Source organism: Streptomyces sp. NPDC056480 (assembly GCF_042795405.1).
GTDB lineage: Bacteria > Actinomycetota > Actinomycetes > Streptomycetales > Streptomycetaceae > Streptomyces.
On sequence record NZ_JBHTSA010000198.1, the window covers coordinates 1 to 8,768 of the forward strand.

The following is an 8,768-nucleotide window of genomic DNA, read 5'->3' on the forward strand; positions in this document are numbered from 1 at the left end:
GCCTGACGGCGGCCCACCACTCGCGCATGCAGCAAGCGGCCGCCGATCTCGGCGGCCGTTCGCGTATCCCCCTCCGGGAGCCGGCCGTCGGGTCGGCACCCAGGAGAAGAGGGAGAACGAACGCGATGACGAGGATCTTCAGCGGGGTCAAGCCGACCGGGCATCTGACGCTGGGCAACTACCTCGGGGCCGTACGACGGTGGGTCGAGGTCGATCAGCATCAGGCGGAGGCGCTGTTCAGCGTCGTCGATCTGCACGCGCTGACCGTGGAGCACGATCCGGCGCGGGTGCGCCGGCTCAGTCGGCAGGCGGCCACGCTGCTGCTGGCCGCGGGGCTCGATCCGAAGCGGTGCACCTTGTTCGTGCAGAGTCATGTGGACGAACACGCGCGGCTGTCGTACCTGCTCGAGTGCACCGCCACGGACGGCGAGCTGCGGCGGATGATCCAGTACAAGGAGAAGAGCGTCCTGGCGCGGGCCGCCGGTGAGGGCGTGCGGCTGTCGCTGCTGACGTATCCGGTGCTGATGGCGGCGGACATCCTGGCCTACGGGGCGGACGAGGTGCCGGTGGGTGAGGACCAGACGCAGCACGTGGAGCTCACCCGGGATCTGGCGGTGCGGTTCAACCAGCGGTACGGCCATACGTTCACGGTGCCGCGGGCGACCCGGCCCGAGGTGGCGGCGCGGGTCATGGACCTTCAGGACCCCACGTCGAAGATGGGGAAGTCGCACGCGAACGGGGCCGGGATCGTCTATCTGCTCGACGACGCGGAGACCGTGCGGCGGAAGATCATGCGGGCCGTGACCGACAGCGGGCGGGACGTGGAGTACGACCGGGAGGGCAGGCCGGGCGTCGCGAATCTCCTCGATCTGCTGGCCGCCGCGACAGGTGGGAACCCCGAGGCGCTGGCCGGTGTATATGAAACGTACGGATCGTTGAAGAAGGACACGGCGGACGCGGTCGTCGAGCTGCTGAGGCCTCTGCGGGAGCGGCATGCCGAGCTCGCGGCGGACCCCGGCCATGTGGATCAGGTGCTACGGGACGGGGCCCTGCGGGCCCGGGAGACGGCGCGGCCGCTGGTGGACCGGGCCTATCGGGCGATCGGGCTGTTGCCCGCCGGGTGACGGAAGGCGTTGCGGTAGTCGCGTGGGCTGGTGGCGAGGTGCGAGGCGAAGTGCTGGCGCATCGTGACCTCGCTGCCGAAGCCCGCGCGGCGGGCCACCTCGGGGAGGGGGTGGTCGGTGAGTTCGAGGAGTTTCTGGGCGGCGGCGACGCGCTGGGTGATGAGCCAGTGCAGGGGGGTGGTTCCGGTGGTGGCCTGGAAGTGGCGGGCGAAGGAGCGGGGCGACATGCCGGCGCGGGCTGCCAGGCTCGCGACGGTGTGGGGCTCGTCGAGGTGGGCGAGGGCGTGGGCGCGGATGTCGGCGAGGGCGTCGGCGTCGCGGTCGGCGCGGGGGGTGGGTTGCTCGATGAACTGGGCCTGGGTGCCGGTGCGGAAGGGGGCGGTGACCATCGCGCGGGCGATGGCGGCGGCTGCTTCGGCTCCGTGGGCGCTCCGGACGAGGTGGAGGCAGAGGTCGATGCCGGCGGCGGTGCCGGCGGAGGTCCAGACGCCGGTGTCCTCGACGAAGAGGGCGTCGGGTTCGACCTGGATCGCGGGGTGGCGGTCGGCGAGCGTCGTGGCCAGGTGCCAGTGGGTGACGGCGCGGCGGCCGTCGAGCAGTCCGGCGCGGGCGAGGACGAAGGCGCCGGCGCAGAGCGAGGCGACCGGGGTGCCCGCGGTGTGGGCGCGGCGGAGGGCGTCGAGCACCGGGGTGGGGACGTCGGTGTCGGGGTCCTCGATGCCGGGGACGAGGACGAGGTCGGTGGGGGTGAGGTCGTCGAGCCAACTGAGCGGGCGGTCGGGGGTGAGGGAGAGACCGCCGCGCAGGGGGACGGGGGTGTGCGGGTCGGTGGCTGCCCTGCGGAGTTCGAAGGGTGGGACGCCCCGGAGGGTGCGGTCGCTGCCCCAGACCTCGGTGATGACGGAGACGTCGAAGGCGCGGATGCCCGGGAAGGAGAGGAGGGCGATGCGCTGGGGGCGGGACGCGGGGGTCTGCGGCGCGGACGGCATGTCTGGCAGTAAACCATCGATCGCTGTCATTCACCCCTCTGGGAGGGGGCTTCGGCCGGCGGCAGGATCGTGGGCATGGAGATCACGGAGAACGCAGCGCTGGTTGTCATCGACGTACAGAAGGGCTTCGAGGAGGAGTTCTGGGGGAAGCGGAACAACCCGGCCGCCGAGGAGAACATCGCGGCTCTGATCGACCTGTGGCAGGAGACGGGGCGGCCGGTCGCGTTCGTGCGGCACGACTCGGTGGAGGGGTCGCGTTCGCCGCTGCGGGTGGGGTACGAGGGGAACGAGTTCAAGGACTTCGTCGAGGAGCGGCGCGGGAAGGGCAGTGGTCCTGAGCTGCTGGTGAGGAAGAGCGTGAACTCCGCCTTCTACGGGGAGCCGTCGCTGGACGGGTGGCTGACCGGGCTCGACGCGGCGCAGATCGTGATCGTGGGGATCCAGACGAACATGTGCAACGAGACCACCGCGCGGATGGGCGGGAACCTCGGGTACGAGGTGGTGTTCCCGATGGACGCGATGCACACGTTCGATCTGGAGGGGCCGTTCGGCTGGTCGCGGAGCGCGGACGAGTTGTCGCAGGCGACGGCCGTGTCCCTGCACGGGGGACGGTTCGCGAAGGTCGTGACGACGGAGGAGGTCGTGAAGGGGGCGTCCGCCGGGGTCCGGTGACCTCGGGGTCAGCTGTTGCCGGAGGCGAGTTCGCGGCTGCGGTCGCGGGCGGCTTCGAGGGCGGCGATGAGGGCGGCGCGGACGCCGTGGTTCTCGAGCTCTCGGATGGCGCTGATGGTGGTGCCGGCCGGGGAGGTGACGGCCTCGCGGAGCTTGACGGGGTGTTCGCCGCTGTCGCGGAGCATCACGGCGGCGCCGATGGCGGCCTGGACGATCAGGTCGTGGGCCTGGGCGCGGGGCAGGCCGAGGAGGATGCCGGCGTCGGTCATGGCCTCGACGAGGAAGTAGAAGTACGCCGGGCCGGAGCCGGAGAGGGCGGTGGCCGCGTCCTGCTGGGACTCGGGGACGCGGAGGGTCTTGCCGACGCCGCCGAAGATCTCCTCGGTGTGGGCGAGGTGCGCGGGGGTGGCGTGGCTGCCGGCCGAGATGACGGACATGCCTTCGTCGACCAGGACGGGGGTGTTGGGCATGACGCGGACGACGGGGGTGCCGGTGGTGAGGCGTTCCTCGATGAAGGAGGTGGGGATACCGGCGGCGGCGCTGATGATCAGGCGGTCGGCGGCGACGTGCGGGGCCAGTTCGTCGAGGAGCCGGCCCATGTCCTGGGGCTTGACGGCCAGGATGAGGGTGTCGGCGCGCTTGGCCGCCTCGGCGTTGGTGACGGTCTCGACGCCGTAGCGGGCGTGGAGCTCCTCGGCGCGTTCGGAGCGGCGGGCGGTGACCAGGAGGTTCGCGGGGCGCCAGCCGGCGCGGATCATGCCGCTGAGGAGCGCTTCACCGATCTTGCCGGTGCCGAGGACTGCGACGGTCTGGGTCATGGCTCTGTTCACCTCGCCGGAGGGGGGTACGTGTCGTCATCCTCGCACCGGCGGGCCGGGTGGTGTGCGGGTGTCCGAGGGGCGGTCACGCGGTGCGGCGGCGGAGGGTGGCCGCGCCGAGGCCGAGGACGAGGAGGGCGCAGCCCGCGACGACGAGGGCGTCGCGGACGAAGTCGCCGGTGACGTCGGGGTGTCGGAGGACCTGGTTCATGCCGTCGACGGCGTACGACATGGGCAGGACGTCGGAGATCGCTTCGAGGGCGGGGGCCATGCGGTCGCGTGGGGTGAAGAGTCCGCAGAGGAGCAGCTGGGGGAAGATCACGGCCGGCATGAACTGGACGGCCTGGAACTCGGAGGCGGCGAAGGCGGAGACGAAGAGGCCGAGGGCGGTGCCGAGGAGGGCGTCGAGGAGGGCGACCAGGAGGAGGAGCCAGGGGGAGCCGATGACGTCGAGGCCGAGGAACCAGACGGCGAGGCCGGTGGCGAGGGCGGACTGGACGACGGCGAGGAGTCCGAAGGCGAGGGCGTAGCCGGCGATGAGGTCGGCCTTGCCGAGGGGCATGGCGAGGAGGCGTTCGAGGGTGCCGGAGGTGCGTTCGCGGAGGGTCGCGATGGAGGTGACCAGGAACATCGTGATGAGCGGGAAGATGCCGAGCAGTGAGGCGCCGATGTTGTCGAAGGTGTCCGGGCTTCCGTCGAAGACGAACCGCAGCAGGAAGAGCATCACGCAGGGCACGAGGAGCATCAGGGCGATCGAGCGCGGGTCGTGGCGCAGCTGACGCAGGACGCGGGCGGCGGTGGCGAGGGTGCGGGCGGGGCTCATGACCGGGGCTCCTCGTGGGCGGCTCGGGCGGCGGCGGCGTCGACGAGGCGGAGGAAGGCCTCTTCGACGGTGGCGGTGTCGTTGCGGCGACGCAGGGCCTCGGGGGTGTCGTCGGCGAGGATCTCGCCCTCGCGCATGAGGAGGAGGCGGTGGCAGCGTTCGGCTTCGTCCATCACGTGGGAGGAGACGAGGAGGGTCGTGCCGCGGTCGGCGGCGATCTGGTGGAAGAGGTTCCACAGGTCGCGGCGGAGGACGGGGTCGAGGCCGACGGTGGGTTCGTCGAGGACGAGGAGTTCCGGGGTGCCGAGGAGGGCGACGGCGAGGGAGACGCGGCTGCGCTGGCCGCCGGAGAGCCGGCCGGCGAGGGAGTCGGCGTGTGAGGCGAGGTCGACGTCGTCGATGGCCCGGTCGACGGTGGTGCGGCGTTGTTGGCGGTGGGCGCGGCCGGGGAACAGGACGGCGGCGAAGTAGTCGAGGTTCTGCCGGACGGTGAGGTCGTCGTAGACGGAGGGGGCCTGGGTGACGTAGCCGATGCGGGAGCGGAGGGTGGGGTCGCCGGCGGGCTGGCCGAGGACCTGGAGTGTGCCGCCGACCTTGGCCTGGGTGCCGACGATCGCGCGCATGAGGGTGGTCTTTCCGCAGCCCGAGGGGCCGAGGAGGCCGGTGATGCGGCCGGCGTGGACGGTGAAGTCGAGGCCGCGCAGGACGGTGCGGTCGCCTCGGACGGTGGTGAGTCCGTGCGCGGTGATCGCCGCGGCGGGCGGGTCGGCGGGGTGGGCCGGGGGTGAGCCGGGCGTGGCGACGTCGGTGTCGGACCTGGCTGTGGCCTGGTCGGCGGCCTCACCCGCCGGGTAATTCATCATGTGATGAATAGTGCTCCCGGCGGTCTCGGCCGTCAAGCACCCGGTGGGCGCCGGCGTTCGGCCGTGCCGGCGTGGGCGGGAACGAGGAAGCCCCCACGAGAACGGATCTCGCGGGGGCTGTCGTCGACCGGCCACGTACGCCGGGGCTACGCGCGCTCGGGCCACGTACGCCCGGGCGCCTTGGGCTTGGGCTGCTTGGGCTTGGGCTGCTTGCGCTTGGGCTGCTTGCCGCCCGGGCTACTTGCGCTTGGGCTTCTTGCGGGCGGCCGGGTTGCCCGTACGGGTGCCGCGGCGCTTCTCGTACTGGGCGCGCGCCGTGTCGTACTCGGCGCGGCGGAGCTTCTCGCCCGGGGCCTCGACGAAGCAGCGGGCGCAGTAGGCGAGGAGCGAGCCGATGAAGCCGATCGCCTTCAGGCTGCGCAGCGACTCCTCGCGGGCCGGGTCGGCGGGCCTGCGGCCGAAGCCCTCCCAGGTCTTGCGGAAGGCGATGGCGCTGCAGACCGCGAACATGAGGACGACCAGCATGTTGACGATGCCGCCGACGTCCGCGATCTCCAGGCCCTGGTACGCGAAGCGCAGCACGAAGCAGGCCGCGACCGCGGCGGCCAGCGAGCCGACGGCCAGGCCGGTGCGGCGCAGCGTGTAGTTGCCGCTGTGGTCGACCCAGGTCGTGCCGAAGAAGCGGATCTCCTCGGGCCGGGGCCCGGCAGGAGTCCCGCCGGTCGGGCCGCCGGCCGGGCCGCCGGTGGTGCTGGGGGTCTGCTCGTCGTCGCTCACAATGTCGATTATCCCCGGGGCGACGGAGGAGGGCCTCAGGCGCAGCGCGGTGCGACGAAGCCGTCGCTGCCCGTGCGGACGTACGCGTCGGAGATGTACTCGCCCGGCGCGATGCTGTCCCAGATCCTCGTGGTGCCGTACGGGCCGGTGATCCACTCGCCGTACTTCTGGCAGGAGATCGTCACCGTCGCGCCGAGCGGCAGCGCCCGGACGATCGGGTACTGGGTGCTCGGGCCCGAGCGCACATTGACCCGGTAGCCCGGCGCGACCGTGTAGCGGGTGGCCGTGCTCGCCATCGTCGTCGCCTTGTTCTCGTCCGTGCTCATGGTGTCCTCCCCCTTGACGCAAAAGCGCTCCGCCGAGTTTCACTCTCCGCGACGCGCAGGCTAGCAAGCCCCACCGACTTCGTGGGGGCCATGGACTAGGCTCCGTCGGGTTCGCGCGGGTGCGCGCGAGTGACGGGGAATCACACGGGGGTGGGCGATGCCGCCGTTGCGCAATACCGGTGCCGACCGGAATGCGGAGCAGCCCGAGTACGCGGGCGACTACCGCCTCCAGGCATGTCTGGGTGCCGGCGGCATGGGCGTCGTACACCTCGCGGCCTCGGCCTCCGGGCTGCGGCTCGCGGTCAAGGTCGTGCACGCACGGTATGCGGAGGACCCCGAGTTCAGGGCGCGTTTCCGCCAGGAGGTCGCGGCCGCCCGCCGGGTCAGCGGGGCCTTCACCGCGCCGGTCGTCGACGCCGACCCCGATGCCGTACGCCCCTGGATGGCCACCCTCTACGTCCCCGGGCCCACCCTCGCCGACCAGGTGAAGCGGAACGGCCCGCTGGCCCCGGCCGAACTGCGCCGGCTCACCGCCGGGCTCGCCGAGGCCCTGCGTGACATCCACCGCGCCGGTGTCGTCCACCGCGACCTCAAGCCCAGCAACGTCCTGCTCACCGACACCGGCCCCAAGGTCATCGACTTCGGCATCTCGCGGCCCGTCGACAGCGATCTGCACACCGAGACGGGCAAGCTCATCGGCTCTCCGCCGTTCATGGCGCCCGAGCAGTTCCAGCGGCCGCGCGAGGTCGGGCCCGCCGCGGACGTCTTCGCGCTCGGCTCGGTCCTCGTCCACGCGGCCACCGGGCACGGCCCGTTCGACTCCGACAGCCCGTACATCGTGGCGTACCAGGTCGTCCACGACGAGCCCGATCTGACGGGCGTGCCGGCGGAGCTGGCGCCGCTCGTCGCGCGCTGCCTCGCCAAGGAGCCCGGCGAGCGCCCGACTCCGGCCCAGATCATGTCGGCGCTGCTGCCTCCCTCGTACGCGGCGGAGGCCTTCATACCGGCGCAGCGCCGCCGCCCCGCGCTGCCGCACGGCGAGGAGCGTGCCCACGGCGAGCCCGGCCGCGCGCCCGCGTGGGACGCGGACACTCCCGTACGGGCCACCGCGCCGGCCCCGCCCCGCCGCGGCCCGCGCCTCGGCCGGGTGCGGCTCAGGCCGCGCCTCACGCTCGCCGTCGCCGCCGCGCTCGCGCTCACCGGGGCCGGTCTGTACGCGGCCCTGAGCCGTCCGGCCGACGGCGTGTCCGAGCGCCCCGCCCGCCCCGACGAGGTGGCCACCGCCTTCACCGGCTGGCACACCACCCTCCAGATGCACGGCCCCACCGCCGCGCCCGCGTGCACCCACGGCGGCGGCGCGCTGTACTGCGCGGCCCGCGGCGTCGGCCTCGCCCGGCTCGACCCCGTCACGGGGAAGGTCGTCTGGTCGCGCACCGGGCCCGTCGAGGCGGAATCCCCGGTCGCTCCCTTCCTCCTCGCGGACGGTCTGGTCGGCGCGGCCGCTCCGGCGGACCCGCTGCGGGCCCACGCGGCCGCAGACGGCGCTCCGCTCTGGACCGCCGGACCGTCGAGGCCCCCCGAGCTGTACGCGCCGGCCGGCTCCGCCGTCGTCCTGACCGACGGGCGGGGCGGGGTACGGGCCGTCGGCAGCCGCGACGGGAAGGAGCTCTGGCGGCACGGGCTGGCCGGCTTCCAGGCGCCGCGCCCGGGACCGTACGACGCCCCGTCCGGTCTCCTCACCGTCGCCGAGACCTCCGCCGACGGGACGCACACGCGCGTGGCCGAGATCCACCCCGGGACCGGCGAGCAGGCCTGGCAGCGGAACATGCCGGGCGACCTCGACCCGCTGGGCCGCACCGGCGACGGCGCGCTGCTCCTCGCCTCCCGCTACGAGGCCTCGCTCTTCGACCGGCTGGTCGTGCTCGACCCCGGCAGCGGCTCCGTGCGCGAGCTGCCCCTGCCCCACCGGATCGACGTCCGGGGCGTCGCCGTGCGCGGCGCCGTCGTCCACCTCCTCGACGCCGACGGGCACCTGACCGCCTTCGACACCGCGGCGCCCAAGGGGCGGGTGCTGTGGGAGCTGGAGACGGGCGCGGGGAACGTGTCCACCCCGGTCATGGGCCCCGGCGACCGGCTCTACTTCTCCGTCCAGGACGGGCGGCTGCTCGCCGTCGACACCGTACGCGGGGCGCTGATCGGCCAGACCAGGCCGCGGCTGCTCAACGGCCGGCTCGAGTACGCGCCGATCCAGCCGTCCACCTGGCGGGCGGTGCGGGCGCCGACGATCGCGCCGGTCAGCCCCGGCCAGGCCAGCACCCAGGCGAGGGCGACCTCGGCGACCGACACGCCGTGCCGCCGCGCGACGGGGCGCAGCAC

Annotated in this window: 8 protein-coding genes and 2 pseudogenes; 3 read left to right on the top strand and 7 right to left on the bottom strand. The window is 73.3% G+C overall.

Annotated features, from left to right (window positions below):
* The first annotated feature begins 125 nt into the window (after window positions 1-125).
* Window positions 126-1,124, top strand: a complete 999-nt coding sequence (trpS, locus tag ACFQ79_RS39230) for a tryptophan--tRNA ligase (protein ID WP_383592833.1) — start codon at window positions 126-128, stop codon at window positions 1,122-1,124.
* Here trpS and ACFQ79_RS39235 read toward each other — a convergent pair.
* Complete coding sequence (locus tag ACFQ79_RS39235) at window positions 1,091-2,113, bottom strand: GlxA family transcriptional regulator (protein WP_383592837.1); 1,023 nt, start codon at window positions 2,111-2,113, stop codon at window positions 1,091-1,093. The genes trpS and ACFQ79_RS39235 overlap by 34 nt on opposite strands.
* Window positions 2,114-2,188: 75 nt before the next feature.
* On the opposite strand from ACFQ79_RS39235, the gene ACFQ79_RS39240 reads away from it, so the two are divergent.
* Window positions 2,189-2,785, top strand: coding sequence for a cysteine hydrolase family protein (locus ACFQ79_RS39240; protein ID WP_383592840.1), 597 nt, complete (start codon window positions 2,189-2,191; stop codon window positions 2,783-2,785).
* An 8-nt stretch (window positions 2,786-2,793) separates the two neighbouring features.
* Here the strand turns inward: ACFQ79_RS39240 and proC are convergent, their stop codons facing one another.
* The 5 genes from proC to ACFQ79_RS39265 form a co-directional block, all read right to left on the bottom strand.
* Window positions 2,794-3,603, bottom strand: coding sequence for a pyrroline-5-carboxylate reductase (gene proC, locus ACFQ79_RS39245; RefSeq protein WP_383592843.1), 810 nt, complete (start codon window positions 3,601-3,603; stop codon window positions 2,794-2,796).
* A gap of 85 nt (window positions 3,604-3,688) precedes the next feature.
* Entirely contained in the window at window positions 3,689-4,426 is a 738-nt protein-coding gene (locus ACFQ79_RS39250) for an ABC transporter permease (RefSeq protein WP_383592846.1), read from the bottom strand.
* Entirely contained in the window at window positions 4,423-5,289 is an 867-nt protein-coding gene (locus ACFQ79_RS39255) for an ABC transporter ATP-binding protein (RefSeq protein WP_383592848.1), read from the bottom strand. Before ACFQ79_RS39255 ends, ACFQ79_RS39250 begins: the two co-directional genes overlap by 4 nt.
* A gap of 237 nt (window positions 5,290-5,526) precedes the next feature.
* Window positions 5,527-6,066: a hypothetical protein gene (locus ACFQ79_RS39260; protein WP_383592851.1), complete on the bottom strand. Its 540-nt coding sequence runs from the start codon at window positions 6,064-6,066 to the stop codon at window positions 5,527-5,529.
* A 35-nt stretch (window positions 6,067-6,101) separates the two neighbouring features.
* Complete coding sequence (locus ACFQ79_RS39265) at window positions 6,102-6,392, bottom strand: SH3 domain-containing protein (protein ID WP_383592854.1); 291 nt, start codon at window positions 6,390-6,392, stop codon at window positions 6,102-6,104.
* A gap of 157 nt (window positions 6,393-6,549) precedes the next feature.
* On the opposite strand from ACFQ79_RS39265, the pseudogene ACFQ79_RS39270 reads away from it, so the two are divergent.
* A pseudogene (locus ACFQ79_RS39270) lies at window positions 6,550-8,649 on the top strand (PQQ-binding-like beta-propeller repeat protein); the annotation flags it as partial.
* Between the two features lie 20 nt (window positions 8,650-8,669).
* On the opposite strand, the pseudogene ACFQ79_RS39275 reads toward ACFQ79_RS39270, so the two are convergent.
* Window positions 8,670-8,768: pseudogene (locus ACFQ79_RS39275) on the bottom strand (aldo/keto reductase); the annotation flags it as partial.

Bases quoted from the DNA above. Each gene is read 5' to 3' on its own strand.
- trpS (WP_383592833.1), top strand. From the start codon at position 126: ATGACGAGGATCTTCAGCGGGGTCAAGCCGACCGGGCATCTGACGCTG.
- ACFQ79_RS39235 (WP_383592837.1), bottom strand. From the start codon at position 2,113: ATGCCGTCCGCGCCGCAGACCCCCGCGTCCCGCCCCCAGCGCATCGCC.
- ACFQ79_RS39240 (WP_383592840.1), top strand. From the start codon at position 2,189: ATGGAGATCACGGAGAACGCAGCGCTGGTTGTCATCGACGTACAGAAG.
- proC (WP_383592843.1), bottom strand. From the start codon at position 3,603: ATGACCCAGACCGTCGCAGTCCTCGGCACCGGCAAGATCGGTGAAGCG.
- ACFQ79_RS39250 (WP_383592846.1), bottom strand. From the start codon at position 4,426: ATGAGCCCCGCCCGCACCCTCGCCACCGCCGCCCGCGTCCTGCGTCAG.
- ACFQ79_RS39255 (WP_383592848.1), bottom strand. From the start codon at position 5,289: ATGATGAATTACCCGGCGGGTGAGGCCGCCGACCAGGCCACAGCCAGG.
- ACFQ79_RS39265 (WP_383592854.1), bottom strand. From the start codon at position 6,392: ATGAGCACGGACGAGAACAAGGCGACGACGATGGCGAGCACGGCCACC.